Origin of the sequence: Kitasatospora sp. NPDC057692 (assembly GCF_042799475.1) — a bacterium.
In the GTDB taxonomy this organism is placed as follows: Bacteria; Actinomycetota; Actinomycetes; order Streptomycetales; family Streptomycetaceae; genus Kitasatospora.
In genome coordinates this window covers 132543-152250 of the sequence record NZ_JBHVIV010000006.1, presented here as the reverse complement: position 1 = coordinate 152250, position 19708 = coordinate 132543, and the positions used below count along the sequence as shown (strand labels likewise).

The window sequence follows — 19708 nt, the reverse complement described above, 5'->3', positions numbered from 1 at the left end:
TAACAGATAACAGCAAACGGTTAGGGCCCCCGGCGTTCGCGCCGGGGGCCCTAACCGTTTTCCGCACCGGTGCCGAAGCTGTGACGCGGCCCACGAACGGGCAGGCCGGAGGCCGAATGGGGGGTCGGTGCGGGTGCGACCAAAGCCGCTGTCATCTTTAATGTCAATGTTGTTGACGGTGCGTCAGCTGATACGAAGTCGCGGAGCATAGCGCTGTGGCCATGTCACGGTCAAGGTCTATCTTTTCCGTCCACGCTTGGATCAAATGACGTCCACCTGTCTTTCATTGGTTTACCGGAAGGCCAAGAGCCGGACCGGTTTGGGGAGGACGTCACAACGTTGAAGATGACCAGGAAAGCCGCTTCGGTCGCCTCGGCCGTAGCGGTCATAGCCGCGCTCGGCGCGGGGCTGCTGCCGGGCACGGCCGTCGCCGCCGGCTCCGCCCCCGTGCCGCAGGACCCGGCCGACGCCGTCCAGACCAGCACTGAGCACAACCTGCCGGGCCCGCTGACCGAGAAGGTCGAGGCCGAGCAGAAGGCCGCCACCCAGCAGCTCCTCGACGGCACCGCCAAGGTCGAGCAGCACGGCGGCGGCACCAGCATCAAACTGGGCAAGGACAAGTACGTCGAGCTCGCCCGTGAGCGCACGGACAAGATCTTCACCATCCTGGTGGAGTTCGGTGACGAGGTCGACAACACCACCAAGACGCCGGACGGCCGGATCAAGTACGGCGGCACCCCGGGTCCGCAGCGCAACCAGATCGAGAAGCCCGACGCGGCGACCAACAACTCGACGCTCTGGCAGGCCGACTACAACCAGCAGCACTACCAGGACCTGTACTTCAGCAAGTCCGGTGACTCGCTGAAGACCTACTACGAGAAGCAGTCCTCGGGCCGCTACTCGGTGGACGGCCAGGTCACCGACTGGGTCAAGGTCAAGTACAACGAGGCCCGCTACGGCTCGGACTACTGCGGCCAGCACGTCTGCGCCAACGCGCAGGACCTGATCCGCGACGCGATCGACACCTGGGTCGCCGACCAGAAGGCCAAGGGCCAGACGGACGAGCAGATCAAGGCCGCCATCGCGCAGTACGACCAGTGGGACCGGTACGACTACAACCACAACGGCAACTTCAACGAGCCGGACGGTTACATCGACCACTTCCAGATCGTGCACGCCGGTGAGGACCAGTCGGCCGGCGGCGGCAAGCAGGGCACTGACGCCCTGTGGGCCCACCGCTCGTACGTCTACGGCACCGGCGCCGGCTCGACCGGCCCGGCCGGCAACAAGCTGGGCGGCACCCCGGTCGGCGGCACCGGCACCTGGGTCGGCGACTACACCATGCAGCCCGAGAACGGCGGCCTCGGTGTCTTCGCCCACGAGTACGGCCACGACCTGGGCCTGCCGGACCTGTACGACACCTCCGGCAGCGGCATCGACAACTCGGTCGGCTTCTGGTCGCTGATGTCGTCCGGCTCCTGGCTGGGCGAGGGCAAGAACTCGATCGGCGACATGCCGAACGACCTCGACGCCTGGAGCAAGCTCAAGCTCGGCTGGCTGAAGTTCGACAAGGCCAAGGCCGGCACCGAGTCGACCCACCACATCGGCCCGGCGGAGTACAACAGCAAGCTCCCGCAGGCGCTGGTCGTCGACCTTCCGAAGAAGGCCGTCACCACCACCATCAACAAGCCCTACGCGGGCGCCAACGAGTGGTGGAGCGGCAGCGCGGACGACCTGAACGTCTCGCTGACCCGTGACGTCGACCTGACCGGCAAGACCTCGGCCACCCTGGCGGCCAAGGCCTGGTACGACATCGAGCAGGACTTCGACTACGGCTACGCCGAGGTCTCCACCGACGGCGGCAACAACTGGACCGCCCTCGGCGGCACCTTCAACGGTGTCGCGCTGCCGAAGGACCCCTCCGGCAACGCCTCGCTGACCGGCAACTCGGGCGACAAGTGGGGCGACCTCGTCCTCCCGCTGGACGCCTACGCCGGCAAGGCCGTCAAGGTCCGCTTCCGCTACGTCACCGACGGCGGCCTGCACCTCAAGGGCCTCGCCCTGGACGACCTGGCGATCACCGCCGACGGCTCCTCCGTCTTCACCGACGGTGCCGAGAACGGCGACAACGGCTGGACCGCCAAGGGCTTCTCGCGGACGACCGGCAGCTTCACGAACGACTACAACCAGTACTACATCGCCGAGAACCGCCAGTACGTCTCGTACGACCGCACCCTCAAGGTCGGCCCGTACAACTTCGGCTTCGCCGACAAGCCGCTCTGGGTCGAGCACTACCCGTACCAGCCCGGTCTGCTGATCTGGTACTGGGACGAGTCGCAGAGTGACAACAACGTCACCAACCACCCGGGCCAGGGCCTGATCCTGCCGGTCGACTCGCACCCGACCCCGCTGAAGTGGAAGGACGGCACGCTGATGCGCCCGCGCATCAACGGCTACGACTCCACCTTCGGCTCGCGCAAGACCGACAGCCTGACCCTGCACCGGGCCGGCGTCGAGACGGTCGTCCCGAAGGCCAAGGGCGTCGACGAGTTCTCCGACCTGAAGTCCTACTGGTCGAAGGACAACCCGTACAGCTCCGTCATCGTCCCGAAGACGGGCACCAGCATCGAGGTCGAGAACGAGTCCTCGAACTACCTGGAGACCTGGATCCGCGTCCGTCCGGTCGACAACTGATCGACCGCGCTCTGACGCCGGGTCCCTGACCAGGCACCGCTGAGCCGATCCGGCCCGCTCCCGCACCCGCGGGGGCGGGCCGGATTCCTTGTGCGTCCGGCCGGTCCCCGGCGCCTCAAACCCGCCCCCCGGGTGGTGCTGCTCACAACCCGCGGGACCGGTACGAGCGGGGGTAGTAGCGCGATCGGGCGGCGCCTTCCGGCCGCCACCCCATGAACGGACGATCCGACCGCATGATCGTTACTCCGTCGGTTTGAATTCCCGGGGCGATGATGACTACACGCCGTAGTACGTCACACGGTTTGGGACTCCGCTCGGTGACGGTTACACCTGAGTGGTCCCCCGCTCAGCACGCCCGAACGGGCTCAGCGTGCTGCCCCCGTACGTTCGTGAGGTCGAGCTCCGATGCCTTCCGTCCCGCCTCTGGGGCCGGCCCTGTGCCGGCTCGCCGAATCCTTCCTCCGGCAGACCGGCCGCAACCACTCCACCACCGCCGCCGCGGCCGGCGCGGCCGTACTGACCGGTGCGCTGCTCGTCGCCGCCTCGGGCAGCGCCTCGGCGCAGACGATCGCCCCGACCACCCCCGGCAGCTCGGCGTTCACCGCGCCGCACGGGGCGGCGCCCGCTTCGGCGCTGGTCCAGGTCGCCGGTCCGAGCTCGTACACGCTGCCGTCCGAGCAGGCCTCGGCCCAGGAGTACGTGGCGGTCGCGGCCAACCTGCTGCCGACGCCGGCCGCCGAGCCTGCCCCCGCCCCCGCGCCGCAGCCGGAGCCCGCGCCCGCGCCCGCCCCGGCCCCCGCTCCGGAGCCGGCCCCCGCGCCCGCTCCCGCGCCTGCGCCCGCCCCGGCGCCCGAGTGGTCCGCCCCCGTCCCGGGCGCGCCGACCAGCAACCCGTACGGCGTGCGCAACCCCCACTACGCGGCCGGGTACCACACCGGCGTGGACTTCGCGATCCCCACCGGCACCCGGCTGCTCGCGGTCGGCAACGCCACCGTGGTGTCGGCCGGCTGGGACGGCGCGTACGGCAAGGAGGTCGTGCTGCGGCTGCAGGACGGCCGGTACGCCCAGTACGCCCACCTGTCGTCGCTCTCGGTGTCGGCGGGTCAGCGGGTCGCGGCCGGGCAGCAGATCGGCCGCTCCGGCACCACCGGCAACTCGACCGGGCCGCACCTGCACTTCGAGATCCGCTCCGCCAACCAGTACGGCGCGGTGATCAACCCGATCGCCTACCTGTCCGCGCGCGGGGTCACCGACTTCTGATCCCCCGTCCGGATCCCGTCGAGGCCGCCCGGGCCGTCGAGGCCGCTCAGTCCGTCGGTGCGGGCCTGCCGATCAGCCGGCAGATCTCCAGCGCGACGTGCTGGGCGGCCTCGACGGCCTCCTCCCGGGTGGCCTCCTCGACCAGCACCTCGCTGACGTAGCGACCGGTCCGGGGCTCCTTGTCCTGGTGCAGCAGGAAGAGCGCCGAGTTGATGGTGAACAGGGACATCGCCGCACGCAGCCGGTCCTCGAAGGTCGCCTCCGGGCCGTGCACCAGCCGGACCAGCGCGATCATGCTGTCCCGGAACTCCCGCCCGGCCGGCAGGTCGCGCAGCGCGGGCTGGTTCTCCTGGAAGAAGCGGAGCAGCGGGGCCCGCTCGGACATCCCGGCCGCGAACCGGCGGATCAGCTCGTCCCGCACCTCGGGCGTCCAGGTCTGCTCGCGCCCCCAGGCGATCAGCTCGTCGATCGGGGCGGCGGTGGCCGCCACGATGCCCTGGACGATGTCCTCCTTGGTCTTGAAGTGGTAGTAGAGCGCGGCCTTGGTGACGCCGAGGCGGTCCGCGATCTCCCGCAGCGAGGTGCGCTCGTAGCCGTGCTCCGAGAAGAGCTCCAGGGCGATCGCGACGATGCGCGCCCGGGTGTCGCTACGGGGGCCATGCGTCGTGCCCATCGCCTGCCTCTGACTGCCTCGTGGTCCGGTCTGCGCGGCGGCCGGCGGCCACCGCGGCGCAGCGGCGGACGCCTCCGGGGCGACCGCACCTGCGCTCATTCTTCCTGCCCGGGGTGCCCACCGAAAAACTGGCTTGACGACCGGCTAGTGAACAACCTACCGTGCCGACGGTCCACAAACTAGCCGGGCGACAAGTAAGGAGGCCGTCGCAGGCCGCGCAGGTCGCCCGACACCCCGTCCGGGAGACGCGCACCCATGTCACACCCCAAGGCCGACACCACCCCCGAGAAGCAACCGGCCGAGGAGGAGCAGCCCCGCTCGGCCCGCGAGATCCGCCTGGTCATGATCGGCCTGGTGGTCACCATGCTGCTCGCGATGCTCGACGGCCTGATCGTCGGCACCGCGATGCCGACCATCGTCGGCGAGCTCGGCGGCGCCGAGCACCTGTCGTGGGTGGTCACCTCGTACACCCTGGCCACCGCCGCCTCCACCCCGATCTGGGGCAAGCTCGGCGACCTCTACGGCCGCAAGGGCACCTTCCTCACCTCGATCGTGATCTTCCTGGCGGGCTCGGCGCTCTCCGGCCTCTCCCGGGACATGACCGAGCTGATCGGCTTCCGCGCCCTGCAGGGCCTGGGCGCCGGCGGTCTGATGGTCGGCGTGATGTCGATCATGGGTGCGCTCGTCCCGCCGCGCGACCGCGGCAAGTACCAGGGCATGTTCGCCGCGGTGATGGCGCTCGCCACCATCGGCGGTCCGCTGGTCGGCGGCTTCATCACCGACCACCTGAACTGGCGCTGGACCTTCTACATCAACCTGCCGCTGGGCGCCGTCGCGCTCGCCGTCGTGGTCGTCACGCTGAAGCTGCCGAAGGTCCGCAACAAGGCCCGGATCGACTACCTGGGCGCGATCCTGCTCACCACCGGCATCACCTCGCTCACCCTGATCACCACCTGGGGCGGGCAGGAGTACGCCTGGGGCTCCCAGCAGATCCTCGGCCTGGCCGCGCTGGCCGCGGCCACCCTGATCGGCTTCTGCTACGTCGAGCAGCGGGTCCAGGAGCCGATGCTGCCGCTGTCGCTGTTCCGGAACCTCAACTTCACCCTGGTCTCGATCATCGGCTTCGTGGTCGGCTTCGTGATGTTCGGCTCGACCGTCTTCCTGCCGCTCTACCAGCAGACCGTGCAGGGCGCCTCGGCGACCAACTCCGGCCTGCTGCTGATGCCGATGATGTTCGGCATGCTGGTGATCTCGCTGGTGGTCGGCCAGGCGGTGACCAAGACCGGCAAGTACCGGATCTACCCGATCATCGGCACCGTCGTGATGACCGCCGGCATGCTGCTGCTCTCCACCCTCGGCACCGGCACCTCGGGCTTCGCCTCCGCCTGCTGGATGGTGGTGCTCGGCGCCGGCATGGGCTTCCTGATGCAGATCACCATGCTGGTCGCGCAGAACAGCGTCGAGCTCAAGGACATGGGCGTGGCCAGCTCCACCGCCACCCTGTTCCGCACCATCGGCGGCTCGTTCGGCGTGGCGCTGTTCGGCGCGCTGTTCAACAGCCGGGTCACCGAGACCATGAACGAGCGGCTCGGTTCGGCCGCCGGGGCGGGCGGCGCGCAGGGCGGGGACCCGGCGCAGCTGAGCCCGGCCGCGCTGAAGGCGCTGCCAGCGCCGGTCCAGGACGCCTACCACCACGCGGTGGCCAACGGCATGCACACCGTCTTCCTGTGGGGCGCCGCCGTCGCGGTGATCGCGGTCGCCGCCGCGGTCTTCATGCGCGAGGTGCCGCTGCGCGGGGCCGGCACCCCGCCGGCCGAGGACGGCAAGGGCGGGAAGGGCGCCGCGGCCGACAACATCGAGGCCGTCGCGATCTGACGCCGGAACGCACCGGGCCCCCGTTCGCCGCACCGGCGGACGGGGGCCCTCGCGCATCCCGGGGGGTGGCGCCGGGGCTACCGGGGCAGCCGGTAGACGCCCTGCGCGACCGGTTCGACCAGCCCGTCGGCGACCAGTCCGTCCAGCGCGCGGGCCCGCTGCACGGCGTCCGGCCAGACCGCGTCGAGCCGGGCCTGCGGCACCTCGCCGAACGCCTCGCGGAGCACCGCGAGCAGCTTGCCGCGCACCTGCCGGTCGGTGCCCTCGTAGGACTGGCCGCGCCGGGCCGGTCCCTCGTACGGCGGGCGGCCGGCCCGCTGCCAGGCGCAGGAGGTGAACAGCGGGCAGTCCCCGCACTCCGGGCCGCGGGCCGTGCAGACCAGCGCGCCCAGCTCCATCACGGCCACCGCCCAGGTGGCGGCGGTCCCGGCGGCGTCGGGCAGCAGCGCGGTCGCCGTGCGCCGCTCGGCCGCCGTGGTGGCCTGCGCCGGGTACTCCACACCGGTCACGGCGCGGGCGAACACCCGGCGGACGTTGGTGTCCAGCACCACGTGCCGCTGGCGGAAGGCGAAGGAGGCCACCGCGGCCGCGGTGTACTCGCCGACGCCGGGCAGCGAGAGCAGGGTCGCGTGGTCCTCCGGGACCTCGCCTCCGTGCTCCTCGGTGATCGCCACGGCGGCACCGTGCAACCGCAGCGCCCGGCGCGGGTAGCCCAGCCGGCCCCACGCCCGGACGGCCTCGCCGGGCGGCTCGGCGGCCAGGTCGGCCGGGGTCGGCCAGCGCTCCATCCAGGCCGCCCAGGCGGGCAGGACCCGCTTGACCGGGGTCTGCTGGAGCATGAACTCGCTGACCATCACGGCCCACGGTGAGGCGTCCGGGGTGCGCCAGGGGAGGTCGCGGGCGTTGGCCTCGTACCAGTCGAGGACGGTCGCGTGCAGCACGGGCAGCGGCAGCCCGAGCTTCGGGGCCTCGGCGGGATTCGGGGCCGGGGCCGGGGCCCCGGCGGGGGTCGCGGGGGCGGGGAGGGCGGGGGTGACGGTGTTGGCAGCCATGGCCCTTCGATCCTCCCACGCCCGGGGCGGCAGCCGAAGCGGATCACGGTGCTCCGGTACATGGCGCAAAACACCCCATTCAGTCTCCCCCGAACGGCGCAAATGGCGGATCATGTGAAGGAAGGGGTGACTGTGCGGTGTTGGTGCGTCAAGGGGCACACACCGTCTCGTAGAGTTTGGGCGTGCCCTCTCTGCGTCAACCCGTAGGACCGCTGCCGGCCTCGATCTACTGGCGTCGGCGCATCGTCGTGCTCGTCGCCGTCGTCGCGGTCGCCGCCCTCGTCATCTGGCTGATGTCCGATCAGGGCGGAGGTGGCGACGGCAAGGACAAGGCCGCGCAGGCCGTACCGACCCAGTCGCAGAGCCAGACGCCCGCCCAGGCGATCACGCCGGGCGCCTCGCCGACCGGGCCGGCCAACAACTCCCGCCCCGGCAGCGGCTCCAGTGGCGGCTCCGGGGGCTCCGGGGGCGCGGTGGGCGGCTCCGGCGGCGGCGACGTCAGCCTCAGCACCGGCGGCACGACCGGCGGCGGCGCCAACCCGGCACCCGCGACCGGCGGGGCGGCGGCGGGCGGCGGTGCGGCCGGCGGGGGCACGGGCGGCGGCGCGGGCGGTACCGGCGGTGGTGGCACCGGCGGCCCGCCCCCGGTGAACACCCCCGAGATCATGGCCCTGCCGGTCTGCGCCTCCTCGCAGGTGACGCTCAATCTGGCCGGCGCCCAGAACGCCTACCAGCCCAAGGACAAGCCCAAGCTGGCGCTGACCATCAACAACTCCTCCGGCACCACCTGCCGGCTGGACCTGGGCCGGACCGCCTCGGCGATCACCGTCACCGCCAGCAACGGCGAGCGGATCTGGTCCTCCGGCGACTGCCCGGCCGACCGGAACAGCAGCTGGGTCCAGCTCCCCGCCAACGGCGGGCTGACCGAGACCTTCAGCTGGGACCGGGTTCGCAGCAAGCCGCAGTGCGCCACCGCCGACCCGGCGCCCGCGCCGGCCGGCACCTACCTGGTGGTCGCCGACCTCACCGGCCTCTCCGGCGGCCAGGCCTCGGCCCGCTCCTCGATCCGCCTGGAGAACTGAGCGGACCTCACCGGTCCTCGTCACAGCAGGAAGCCCGGACCGCTCAGGCGGTCCGGGCTTCGGCGTTCGCGGGCGTCGGCGTTCGCGGGCCTCGGCGTTCGCGGGGCGGGCCCGACTCAGACGTAGCGCTCCAGGATGGACGATTCGGCAAGCCGGGAGAGCCCCTCGCGGACCGAACGGGCCCGGGTCTCGCCGACGCCCTCGACCGTCTGCAGATCGTCGATGCTCGCGGCCAGCAGCTTCTGCAGCCCGCCGAAGTGCTCCACCAGGCGCTCTATCACCGTGTTGGGCAGGCGCGGGATCTTGGCCAGCAGCCGGTAGCCGCGCGGCGAGACCGCCGAGTCCAGCGACTCCGGCGAGCCCGAGTAGCCGAGCGCCTTGGCCACCGTCTGCAGGTCGAGCAGCTCGGCGTGGGTCAGCGCCTCCAGGTCGGCCAGCACCTCGGTGACGGTCCTGCCCTTCTTGGCCGCGCGCTCCGGGAAGTAGTCCCGGGCGACCAGCTCGCGCTCCGGCTCCACGCCCGCGATCAGCTCGTCCAGCTGGAGCGAGAGCAGTCGGCCGTCGATGCCGAGCTCCAGCACGTAGCCGGCGATCTCGGTGGCGATCAGCCGCACCATCTCCAGCCGCTGCGCGACGGCGGTGACGTCCCGGACCGTCACCAGGTCCTCGATCTCCAGGGCGGAGAGCGTGCCGGCCACCTCGTCCAGGCGCAGCTTGTAGCGCTCCAGGGTGGCCAGCGCCTGGTTGGCGCGGGACAGCACGGTGGTGGAGTCCTCCAGCACCCGGCGGGTGCCGTTGACGTACATGGCGATCAGCCGCATCGAGTGCGAGACCGCGACCACCGGGAAGCCGGTCTGCCGGTTGACCCGCTCGGCGGTGCGGTGGCGGGTGCCGGTCTCGTCGGTCGGGATGGTGGAGTCCGGCATCAGGTGGACACCGGCCCGGACGATCTTGGTGATGTCCTTGTCCAGCACCACCGCGCCGTCGAGCTTGCACAGCTCGCGCAGCCGGGTCGCGGTGAACTCGACGTCGAGCACGAAGCCGCCGGTACAGAGCGACTCGACGGTCTTGTCGAAGCCGAGCACGATCAGGCCGCCGGTGTTGGCCCGCAGCACCCGCTCCAGGCCGTCGCGCAGCGCGGTGCCGGGGGCGATGGCGGTGAGGGAGGCCCGCAGCAGGGCCTCCTCGCGGGAGGACTTGTCCGCCCGGTCGCTGGCTGCCACGTGACTCCTCCGGTCGACCCCGTACCGCGTGCCCTCGCGCGGGGCGCCGGCCTGCGGTCTGTTGCTCTGTCGCTTAGTACTGCCCTATCACCAATGGGACAGGGGAAAGTCTAACTGCGTGCGGCAACGACAGGGCTTGGGTCAGCGCAGTTCGTCGGAGTCGAGCGGCTCCCACCCCGCCATGAGTTCCTCCGGGTGGGCCGTCGGCCGGGCCGCGCGGGGCGCCGGCGGGGCCGACGGTGCCTCATTCCTCGGCTTGGCGGCGGCCCGGCGGCGGCCCGGGATCGCCCGCAGCGCCTCCCCGATGTCCGCCACCTCGACCACCTTCATGCCCGGCGGGACCTTGCCCGGGTCCGGCGGGACCAGCGCGTGGGTGAAGCCCAGCCGGTGCGCCTCGGCCAGCCGCCGCTGCACACCCGTCACCCGCCGCACCTCGCCGGCCAGGCCGACCTCGCCGATCGCGACCAGGTTGCTCGGCAGCGGGGTGTCGGAGGAGGAGCTGGCCACCGCGAGGGCGATCGCCAGGTCCGCGGAGGGCTCGGAGAGCTTCACCCCGCCGACGGTGGCGGTGTAGATGTCCTGTTTGCCGAGCTTCACCCCGCCGTGACGCTCGACCACGGCCAGGATCATCGCGATCCGGGGCGACTCCAGGCCGGAGGTCGTCCGGCGCGGCGAGGGGATCTGCGAATCCACCATCAGCGCCTGCACCTCGGCCACCAGCGGCCGCTTGCCCTCCAGGGTCACGGTCAGGCAGGTGCCCGGTACGGGCTTGTCACGCCTGGTCAGGAAGAGGCCCGAAGGGTCGGCCAGGCCCTCGATGCCCTCGTCGTGCAGCTCGAAGCAGCCGACCTCGTCGGTCGCGCCGTACCGGTTCTTGACCCCGCGGATGATCCGCAGCCGGGCGTGCCGGTCCCCCTCGAAGCTCAGCACCACGTCCACCAGGTGCTCCAGCAGCCGGGGGCCGGCGATCTGGCCGTCCTTGGTGACGTGGCCGACCAGCAGGGTGGCCATGCCGCGCTCCTTGGAGGCCCGGATCAGCGCGCCCGCCACCTCACGGACCTGGGCCGGGCCGCCCGGCGCGCCGTCCAGCTCGGCGGAGGCGATGGTCTGCACCGAGTCCAGGATCAGCAGGCCGGGGTTGACCGCCTCGATGTGGCCGAGGACGGCGCCGAGGTCGGACTCGGCGGCCAGGTAGAGGTGCTCGGAGAGCGCGTTGATCCGGTCGGCGCGCAGCCGGACCTGGCCGGCCGACTCCTCGCCGGTGACGTAGAGGGTGCGGTGCTGCGCGGAGGCCGCCTTCGCGGCGACGTCCAGCAGCAGGGTGGACTTGCCGACGCCGGGCTCGCCCGCCAGCAGCACCACGGCGCCCGGGACCAGGCCGCCGCCGAGCACCCGGTCCAGCTCGGGCACGCCGGTGGACCGCGCCGTCGCCACCTGGCCGTCCACCTGCGCGATCGGACGGGCGGGCGCGCTGACCGGGCCGGCCGCGGTGGTGCGGATCGGCACCGCGCCGTACTCCTCGACCGTGCCCCAGGCGTTGCACTCCGGGCAGCGGCCGACCCACTTGGGCAGCTGGTTGCCGCACTCCGTGCAGCGGTAGGCCGGGCGCGGCTTGGCGGTGGTCTTGGTACGGGCAGCCATGCGGTCACCGTAGCGCCTGGGTACGACAGCGCGGGCCCGGCCGCCCGGTGCGGTGACCGTCGCTCCGGTCCACGAATGGGCGATGTTGTTACCCGAAAGAAGTACAACCGGGCGGAATGCCCCGGCCCGGGCGGGTGCGCTCTCTACCGTCGGACGGGTGACGACGAGTACCGAAGGGCCGCGCGACGCCGTCCTCGCGGCGTACGAGCGACAGGTCGACGGCCTCTTCACCTACTGCCTCTCGGTGCTGTGCGAGCACGAGGCCGCGGCGGCCGCCCTGCGGGAGGTGCGCGAGCTGGCGGCCCGGTACGGCGGCCGGCTCGCCGAGCCCGGGCTGCTCCGGGCCTGGCTGTTCTCGCTGGCGCGGTACTGCTGCCTGCGGCGGCTGGCGGACGGGGCGGCCGCCGGGTCCGTCCCCGGGGCGGGGACGGACCCGGGAACGGACGGCGGGGCGGGGGCGGCCGCCGGGGCGGACGGCGGTGACGGGGCGGAGGCGGTCCGGCGGCGGCGCGAACTGGCCTCGCTGGCCTGGCCCGAGGCGGCCGGCACCGACTCCGAGCAGCGCGAGGCGCTGGAGCTGTCCGTCCGGCACCGGCTCACCCCGATCGAGGTGGCCGCCGTCCTGGGGCAGCCGTTCGAGACCGTCCGGCGCCTGCTCGCCTCGGCCCGGGCCGAGGTCGACCGGACCAGGGCCGCCCTGCTGGTGCTCGGCGTCGGCAGCTGCCCCGAGCTGGACCGGCCCGGTGGCGCGGGGGCGGAGAGCCGGCGGGACCGGGTGCTCGGCCCCGCGCTCCGCCGGGAGCTGGTGCGGCACGTGGTGGAGTGCCCGACCTGCCGGGGCACGGCGGAGCGGGTCGCGGACGAGGTGCCGGAGGACGGGACGGCGGGGCTGTCCGGGCTGCCGGTGCTCACCGCCCCGGCCACCGGCCCCGGGAAACCGGGCGGAGCCGTCGTCCTCCTGCCCCCGGCGGCGCGGGGGCGCGCCGGGCGGCGGGCCGCGGCGCCGGTGACCGAGCCCGGGCTCCGCTTCGACCAGGGCGGGTTCCCCCGGCACCGCGCGCCGGACGGCGGCCGGGGGCCGACGGTGCGGCGGCGGGTGGTGACCACCGGGGTGCTGGCCGCCGTCCTGGCCGCACCGGTCGTCGCCCTGTGGGCGGGGCACCGGGGCGGTGGCGGGCCGGGCACGGCGGCGGTCTCCTCGGTCCGGGTCGAGGGGGACCGTTCGAGGGGCGGTCCGGCGGGCGGTCCGGCCGGTGCCCCGACCGGTGCCCCGGCGGACCGGGGCGGCGCCGGAGGGGCCGGCGGCGCGGTCGGGGCCGTGATCGGGGCGGTCGGCGGGGCCTACCGCGGATCCGGTCCGGCGGTGGCCGGGATGGAGCTGGCGGCGGCGGGGCCGCTCTCCGCAGAAACGTTGCTGCCTGGAGTCCAGGGACCGCTGATCCCGGTCCCGGCGCACGGGGCGGCGCCACTGGGCAGCCCCGTGCTGGTCGCGGCCCCCTCACCCGCGCCCGCCGCCGTCCCGGCGCCCGCGGAGGCGCCCGCGTCGTCCGGCCTGCTGACCGTCGAGGCGGGCGAGTACGGCAGCCGGACGGTGCTCACCCTCACCAATGCGGGCGGCACCGAGATCCACTGGCACGCCGTGGTGGACGTGTCCTGGCTGCGGCTCAGCCGCGACGCTGGCACGCTCGCCCCCGGGCAGCGGATCACGGTGATCGCCGGCGTCGACGAGGACCTCGCCCCCGCGACCCGCTGGACCGCCCGGATCGCGCTGCCGCCCTCGCAGGCCGTGGTCACCCTGGAGGGCGGCCCGCAGCACCGGGGCGGCGCCACGCCGTCCCCGACCGAGCCTGCGGACACCCCGAGCGCCACCCCCGCTCCGAGCGCCACCCCCACCGGCGGCACGCCGACGCCCACGGGCACCCCGAGCACGACACCGGCCCCCTCCCCCACCGCGACCGCCACGCCCACCCCCGCACCGACGGGGACGGCGTCCCCGAGCCCGTCCCCCACGGCTGTCGGCGGCTCCGCCTCCGCGAGCCCCGCGCCCCGGTGAGGCGCGGGGAGGCACGCCGGACGGCGGCGGCCCGGGGTGGCCCCGCAGGCGCGGGGATGGTCTCGACGAAGCCGCGTTGCACGGCATCCACGGCACCTCGGCCCTGCACACGCGGGGATGGTCTCGTAGGCGGTCGGCGCTGCGCGGGCACCCCACACCCCACCGGGAGGCGGGCCGCGCGCGGGCGGCGGTGGCCTGCGGTCAGCCGGCCAGCCCGGTAAGGGCGGTGCCCAGGTGGGAGGCGGCGAGGACGAACAGGAGGGTCAGCAGGACGGCGTTGTTGTGGGTGGCCGCCCAGGCCTTCCACTCGTCCAGGCGGCGGGGTGCGCGGGCACCGCCGTGGAGGTGGACGGCCAGGGGCAGGAGGGCACCGAGGGAGCCGATCAGCACCAGCAGCGCGGTGGCGCCCGCCCTGCCGGACGCCGGAGTGCCACCGGTGCCGATCGCGACCGCGGCGGCCACGGCCAGCAGCAGGTTCTTCGGGTCGGCCGCCAACAGGGTCGCCCCGAGCGCGGCGGAGCGGGCGGGGGTGGAGCGGTCGACGGAGTGCATCCAGGCCGGTGGGCCGTGCACCCGGCCCTCGCGCGGGCGGTCCCGCCACTGGCGCGCGCCGAGCAGCAGGAGCAGGCCGCCCACCGCCAGTTCGAACCACCACGACCAGTCCGGGGCCACCGCCCCCGCGGCGAGCCGAGAGGCGAGCGGCACCACGACGGCGGCCACCGCCGTCAGCGCGGCCGTCCAGCCGACGGCGAACGCCGCCCCGTTGGCCCGGCCCCTGGGCGTGGCGAGCAGCAGGACGGTGGCGATCAGGGCCATCGGGCTGATCGCGATGCCTGCGGCCGAGACCAGCATCCGGCCGACGGCGTCGCCCATGCACGCTTCCTTCCTGCTCGGGCGGTGCGACGGCGCGCGAACGGCGGCGTCGCCCGAGCCCGACCGCCGGACGGCACGCGACCGGGGACCGCCCAAGCGTCGCGCCTCCGCGCCGCGAGTGGGGCGGCGTCCCCCGTGGCGGCGTGCGGCCGGCGGGCCTCAGACCGGTTGGAGGGGTGGGAGGCGGTAGCTGCCGTCCAGGGCGGTGGGGCCCGGGAGGTAGAGGCGCATCACCGGGCGGAAGGGGCCGGGCGGGGTGGGGAGCCAGTTCGGCGTCTCGGACGGGTCGGTGGGGGGTTCGTGGCGCAGGTGGAGGGTGAGGCCGCCGTCCGGGTCGGGGCGCAGGCCGGGGGTGCGGCTGCCGATCGAGTGGCGGGCGGCCGGGTTGGCGACCAGGCGGCGGTCCGGGAGGCCGTACACGGTGAGGGACCAGAACTCCTCGGCGGGCGGCAGTCCTTCCGGGGGGAAGCGGAGGGTGTAGGCGCGGGAGCCGTCGAGCGGGCGGCCGTCGGCGTCGTCGGTGGTGGCGGCGTGCAGGGCCTCGTAGGCGTGGCAGCCCCAGAGGCCGGCCCGGGCGGCGGCGGCCCGGCTGAGGTAGGCGGCGCGGCGGTCGGGGATCCGCCACTCGGGGTCGTCGAGGGTGCCGGGGCCGAGGAAGGCGGTGTTGTGGTCGAAGAGGTGGACGGCGGCGCGCCACTCGCCGGGCGGGTGGTCCTCGGGCGGCCGGGTGGCGTCCTCGACGCGTTCGCGCCCGGCGGCGAGTCCGGTCGCCAGGGCGAGCGTCCATTCGGGGGCGGCGGCCCGGTACGGCGAGGGGCCGGGGTCGAGCAGGCCGAGCGGCGCGAACCGCTGCTGGTAGACGCGGTCGGGCTCGGCGGGCGGGTAGGCGGCCATCCAGACCCGGAGCCGTTCGAAGAAGGCGAGCCGCTCGGGCACGTCCGGGTCCGGGGCGGGGACCCCGGCGGCGGCTCCGCCCGGTTCCAGCGGTTCGAGGAGCAGCCCCTCCTGGAGGGCGCGGACCCGCGGGAGGTCGTCCGGACCGGCGCAGGCGAGGCGGCCGACGACGGTGGCGACGGTGGTCGGCGAGGCGATCACCCGGTCCGGGTCGGCCGGGGTGCCCTGCCATCCGGGCGGGACGACCAGCCAGGTCCGGGCCGCGCTGCCGGTGGCGCGGCTGCCGAGGTAGGCGAAGTTGTCGGTCCACGCGTCGACGAACTGCAGCACGTGGTAGGCACCGGCGGTGTCGGGCACGTTCAGCTGCTGCGGGCCCGCGGAGAGGTCCAGCTGGGCGACCGAGTAGAGGACGTCGTTGTTGACGGAGGTGAAGTCGTCGTCCGGGCCCGCCAGCCGGGTGGCGTGGGCGAAGCGGTTGAACGGGGTCGGCGGCAGGACGCCCAGGCCGCCGTGCACGAAGCGGTCGACCGTGGTGAGGCCCGCGACGAGCGGGTAGCCGTAGACGTAGGCGTCGGCGGCCAGGGCCTCCAGCTCGGGCTGGTTCATGGGCGTCCTTCCCGGGTGCCGTGGGGTCTGGGCGGGCGGCGGGCTCAGCGCGGGGTGAGCGGGGGCGGTGTCCAGCGGCCGTCGAGCACCGAGGCGTCCGGTCCGTACAGGCGGATGACGACGGTGAACGGGCCGTCCGGGGCGGGCAGCCAGTTGGCGGAGTGCTCGGCGTTGGCGGGCCGCTTGTGCTGGATGTGGACGGTGAGCCCGCCGTCCGGGTCGCGGACCAGGCCGGGCGTGCGGTCGCCGACGGAGTAGCGGTCCAGGGTGTTGTCGACCAGGTGGAGCCCGGGCAGCGCGTACAGGGTCACCGACCAGAAGTGGCGGGCGGGCGGCAGCGCGTCCGGCGGGAACCGCAGCAGGTAGTCGCGCTCGCTGGCGTCCGGCGGTCGGTGGCCCTCGCTGTCGGCCTGCCAGCCGCCGTACCAGGCCTCCTCGACGGGCAGCCCGTACAGGCCGGTGAGCGCGCCGACCGCCCGGTCGAGGTAGCGGGTGCCGAGCTGCTCGCGGGTGCCGAAGAGTCCGACGGAGGACTCGGTGCGCGCGGCGGCGCAGGCCAGTTCGGCCTGGCCGTCGACGATGCCGCGCTCGATCTCGGCGCGCACCGCGAGGGGCAGTACGGCCGGTTCGAACTCGCCGCGGCCGTCGATGCCGAGGTCGGCCAGCCGGCCGCGCAGCTCGGCCTCGGCGGGCGGGGCGGCCTCGGCGGGCGCGAAGCCGAGCAGGAAGTCGAGGAAGGCGAAGAACTCGATGGTGTCGAGCACCTCGTCGCGCCAGACCGGCCAGACGGGCTGCGGGGCGGGCTCGGGCTCCGGCGTGCCGGTGTACGCGTGCAGCGGGCGCAGGCGGTACTGCCGCTGGAGCCCGGCGAGCTCCTCGACGGCCGCGGGGGACGTCCCGCCGAGGTGGGTGCGGCCGAGGACGCCGACCAGCCGGGTGGTGGCGCGGATGACGCTCCGGACGCCGGGCGGGGGTTCGCCGTGCCAGTCGGGGCCGGCCACCAGGTGGTCGCCGGCCTCCTGGCCGGTGGTCCGGGAGCCGACGAACCCGGCGTAGACGGTGTCGAGTTCGTGCACCGGCAGGACGTAGTAGTGGTCGGTGGCGGGGACGGAGAGCACCCAGGGTTCGGTCCGCAGGTCGAGCCAGGCCCAGGAGTACGGGGTGTCGTTGTTGGGCGTGACGACATCGGTGTCGGCGGGGGTGGCGGGGTGCGGGTAGTGCCGGAAGACGCCGAATCCGCCGACGTGGCGCGGGTCGGCGTCGTCCAGCGCCTGGGTGTACAGGGTGCGGTAGTTCAGCAGGACCGGGTAGCCGCGGACCCACGCCTCGGCGGCGGTCGCGCGGATGGTGTCCGGGTCCACGAGTGCCGGGTTGACCATGGTGCCGCTCTTCCCTGCGCCGTGCCCCGCTGCCGGGGCGCGGCGGCTGCACGGCGGACGTGTCGGAGGGGTGTACCGGTACAGCTCGGATGCTATGCGGGCCTCCGGGGGTCGGCATCTCGGCCGCCGCGGGACCGGACCCGCCCGGACGGCGCCGCGCTCCGCCCGTGGCGAACGGCGGTATGCGGCGGAAGGGGCCGGGACAGCCTTGGCGGTATGAAGATCCTTCTGCTCGGCGGCTCGTCCTTCCTGGGGCGGGCGTTCGCCTCCGAAGCCCTCGCCCGGGGCCACGAGGTGACCACCTTCAACCGCGGCCGCACGGCCGCCGATCTGCCCGGCGTGGAGGCGGTCCGCGGCGACCGCGACTCGGCCGACGACCTGGCGCGGCTGGCCGAGGGGCGGCGCTGGGACGCCGTGGTCGACACCTCCGCCCAGCAGCCCGCCCAGGCCGCGCACTCCGCCCGGCTGCTGCGCGGGCGCGTCGGCCACTACACCCTGGTCTCCTCCGTCCACGCCTTCGCCGACTGGCCCGCCCGGGTGGTCGACGAGGCCTCCCCGCTGCACGACTGCCCGGCCGACACCCCGCCCGGGCAGGAGTTCAGCGCCGCGCTCAAGGCCGGCTGCGAGCGCGCCGTCCTGGAGCACTTCGGGGCCGAGCGCACGCTGGTCCTCAACAGCGGGTTGCTGATCGGGCCGTACGAGCACGGCGGCCGACTGCCGTGGTGGCTGGAGCGGATGGCCCGGGGCGGGCGCGTGCTGGCGCCCGGGGAGCCGGGGCGGCCGATGCAGCTGATCGACGTCCGGGACTTCGCGGTGTTCGGGCTGGACCTGCTGACGGCGGGCACGGCCGGCCGCTTCCTCACCACGGCGCCGCCCGGCCGGCTCACCTACGGGGAGTTCCTGGCGGGCTGCGCCGGGGCGGCCGGCCGCGCGGACACCGAGCTGGTCTGGGTCGCGGACGCGCGGCTGACCGTCGAGGGACCGGACGGCGTCCAGCCGTGGAGCGAGCTGCCGCTGTGGATGCCCGACGTGCCGGAGGCGGCGGGCACCTGGCTGGCCGACACCGGCCGGGCCGAGGCGGCCGGGCTGCGGTGCCGGCCCTTCGCCGAGACCGCCCGGGACACCTGGGCGTGGCTGCGGCGGCGCGGGCCGGCGGACGACACGGAGGCCGACGGGCGCAAGCGCGGCCGGATCCTGCACGGCATCGAGCCGGCCAAGGAGCAGCGGCTGCTGGCAGCGCTGACCCCGCCGGGCTGAGGTCCGGAACCGGTCCCGACGGCGGGGAGCGCGCGGGCCCCGTTCCCCCGGCGGGGCCGGCTCAGTGGGTGCGGCGGGTGACCAGTTCGGCGAGCGCGAGCAGCTCGTCGGCGGCCGACGGCTCGGGCACCGCGAGGGCCAGCTGGGTCATCGCCGCGGCCATCCGGTCGCAGGACTCGCCCTGCGCCCAGGCACGCCCGCCGGCGCCCTCGACGGCGGCCGCGCAGCTCGCCAACTCCTCGCCGGTGAGCGGCCGTTCCAGCGCGTACAGCTCGGCCAGCCGGGCCCCGTCGGGCGTCCCGGAGCCCAGCGCCGCGACCACCGGCAGCGACTTCTTGCGGACCAGGAGGTCCGCGCCGACCGGCTTGCCGGTGACCGTCGGGTCACCCCAGATGCCGATCAGGTCGTCGATCAGCTGGAACGCCAGGCCGATCTCCCGGCCGAAGCCGTCCATCGCCTTGGCCGCCGCCGCCGAGCCGCCCGCGTACTGGGCGCCCATCGCGCAGGCGGCGCCGAGCAGCGCGCCGGTCTTGGCCTCGGCCATCGCCAGGCACTCGGTCAGCGAGACGTCGCTGCGCTGCTCGAAGGCGCAGTCGATCTGCTGGCCCTCGCAGAGCTCCACCACGCAGTCGGCCAGCCGGCGCACGGCCTCGCCCGCGGCCGGGTGGCCGTCCTCGGCGAGCAGGCGCAGCGCCAGCGCGTGCATGGCGTCCCCGGCCAGGATCGCCTCGGTGGTGCCGAACACCAGCCAGGCGGTGGGGCGGTGCCGCCGGGTCTCGTCCCGATCGATGATGTCGTCGTGCAGCAGCGTGAAGTTGTGCACCAGCTCGACGGCGGCCGCGGCGGCGGTGGCCGCGGCGGGGTCGCCGCCCAGCGCCTGGGTGGCGGCGAGCACCAGGGCGGGCCGGATGGCCTTCCCGGAGGACGCGGTCGACGGCGAGCCGTCCGCCTCCCACCAGCCGAAGTGGTAGCCCGCGACCCGGCGCATGGTGCCCGGCAGCGAGTCCACGGCGGCCCGGAGCACCGGGTCGACCAGGGTGCGGGCGCGCGCGAGGACGTCCTGCGCCTCGTGGCCCTCGCGATGGTCGCGCTCCAGCGTGAACATTCCCATGGGTCCTCCCCCTCGGTGGTGCGACGGGCCGGCCC

General features: G+C 74.3%; 14 protein-coding genes. 6 read left to right on the top strand and 8 right to left on the bottom strand.

Annotation, left to right across the window (positions count from 1 at the left end; genetic code table 11):
- Positions 1-345 precede the first annotated feature (345 nt).
- Positions 346-2694 (top strand): immune inhibitor A domain-containing protein, encoded by a 2349-nt coding sequence (locus ACFVFS_RS05945; RefSeq protein ID WP_380620603.1) that lies wholly within the window; start codon positions 346-348, stop codon positions 2692-2694.
- Positions 2695-3099: 405 nt separating this feature from the next.
- The gene (locus ACFVFS_RS05940) at positions 3100-3954 is read left to right on the top strand and encodes a M23 family metallopeptidase (RefSeq protein WP_380620601.1); all 855 of its coding nucleotides are present in this window, start codon (positions 3100-3102) and stop codon (positions 3952-3954) included.
- Between the two features lie 46 nt (positions 3955-4000).
- On the opposite strand, the gene ACFVFS_RS05935 is transcribed toward ACFVFS_RS05940, so the two are convergent.
- A complete protein-coding gene (locus tag ACFVFS_RS05935) occupies positions 4001-4627 on the bottom strand; it encodes a TetR/AcrR family transcriptional regulator (RefSeq protein ID WP_380620599.1) in 627 nt (208 codons plus the stop codon).
- A gap of 255 nt (positions 4628-4882) precedes the next feature.
- On the opposite strand from ACFVFS_RS05935, the gene ACFVFS_RS05930 reads away from it, so the two are divergent.
- Entirely contained in the window at positions 4883-6502 is a 1620-nt protein-coding gene (locus tag ACFVFS_RS05930) for an MDR family MFS transporter (protein ID WP_380620597.1), read from the top strand.
- A 77-nt stretch (positions 6503-6579) separates the two neighbouring features.
- Here ACFVFS_RS05930 and ACFVFS_RS05925 read toward each other — a convergent pair whose 3' ends face one another.
- The gene (locus ACFVFS_RS05925) at positions 6580-7554 is read right to left on the bottom strand and encodes an A/G-specific adenine glycosylase (RefSeq protein ID WP_380620595.1); all 975 of its coding nucleotides are present in this window, start codon (positions 7552-7554) and stop codon (positions 6580-6582) included.
- Between the two features lie 182 nt (positions 7555-7736).
- On the opposite strand from ACFVFS_RS05925, the gene ACFVFS_RS05920 reads away from it, so the two are divergent.
- Positions 7737-8636, top strand: coding sequence for a hypothetical protein (locus ACFVFS_RS05920; protein WP_380620593.1), 900 nt, complete (start codon positions 7737-7739; stop codon positions 8634-8636).
- Between the two features lie 116 nt (positions 8637-8752).
- Here ACFVFS_RS05920 and disA read toward each other — a convergent pair whose 3' ends face one another.
- Positions 8753-9811: a DNA integrity scanning diadenylate cyclase DisA gene (gene disA, locus ACFVFS_RS05915; RefSeq protein ID WP_344345239.1), complete on the bottom strand. Its 1059-nt coding sequence runs from the start codon at positions 9809-9811 to the stop codon at positions 8753-8755.
- 189 nt (positions 9812-10000) lie between these two features.
- A complete protein-coding gene (gene radA, locus ACFVFS_RS05910; protein ID WP_380620591.1) occupies positions 10001-11500 on the bottom strand; it encodes a DNA repair protein RadA in 1500 nt (499 codons plus the stop codon).
- 157 nt (positions 11501-11657) lie between these two features.
- On the opposite strand from radA, the gene ACFVFS_RS05905 reads away from it, so the two are divergent.
- Positions 11658-13553, top strand: coding sequence for a sigma-70 family RNA polymerase sigma factor (locus ACFVFS_RS05905; protein WP_380620589.1), 1896 nt, complete (start codon positions 11658-11660; stop codon positions 13551-13553).
- 201 nt (positions 13554-13754) lie between these two features.
- On the opposite strand, the gene ACFVFS_RS05900 is transcribed toward ACFVFS_RS05905, so the two are convergent.
- The 3 genes from ACFVFS_RS05900 to ACFVFS_RS05890 form a co-directional block, all read right to left on the bottom strand.
- Positions 13755-14426 (bottom strand): GAP family protein, encoded by a 672-nt coding sequence (locus ACFVFS_RS05900; protein ID WP_380620587.1) that lies wholly within the window; start codon positions 14424-14426, stop codon positions 13755-13757.
- A gap of 159 nt (positions 14427-14585) precedes the next feature.
- The gene (locus ACFVFS_RS05895; RefSeq protein ID WP_380620585.1) at positions 14586-15926 is read right to left on the bottom strand and encodes a DUF1254 domain-containing protein; all 1341 of its coding nucleotides are present in this window, start codon (positions 15924-15926) and stop codon (positions 14586-14588) included.
- Between the two features lie 44 nt (positions 15927-15970).
- Positions 15971-17305 (bottom strand): DUF1254 domain-containing protein, encoded by a 1335-nt coding sequence (locus ACFVFS_RS05890; RefSeq protein ID WP_380620583.1) that lies wholly within the window; start codon positions 17303-17305, stop codon positions 15971-15973.
- Between the two features lie 216 nt (positions 17306-17521).
- On the opposite strand from ACFVFS_RS05890, the gene ACFVFS_RS05885 reads away from it, so the two are divergent.
- Entirely contained in the window at positions 17522-18562 is a 1041-nt protein-coding gene (locus tag ACFVFS_RS05885; RefSeq protein ID WP_380620581.1) for an NAD-dependent epimerase/dehydratase family protein, read from the top strand.
- A 61-nt stretch (positions 18563-18623) separates the two neighbouring features.
- Here the strand turns inward: ACFVFS_RS05885 and ACFVFS_RS05880 are convergent, their stop codons facing one another.
- On the bottom strand, positions 18624-19673 hold the full coding sequence (locus tag ACFVFS_RS05880) for a family 2 encapsulin nanocompartment cargo protein polyprenyl transferase (RefSeq protein ID WP_380620579.1): 1050 nt from the start codon (positions 19671-19673) through the stop codon (positions 18624-18626).
- Between the last annotated feature and the right edge of the window lie 35 nt (positions 19674-19708).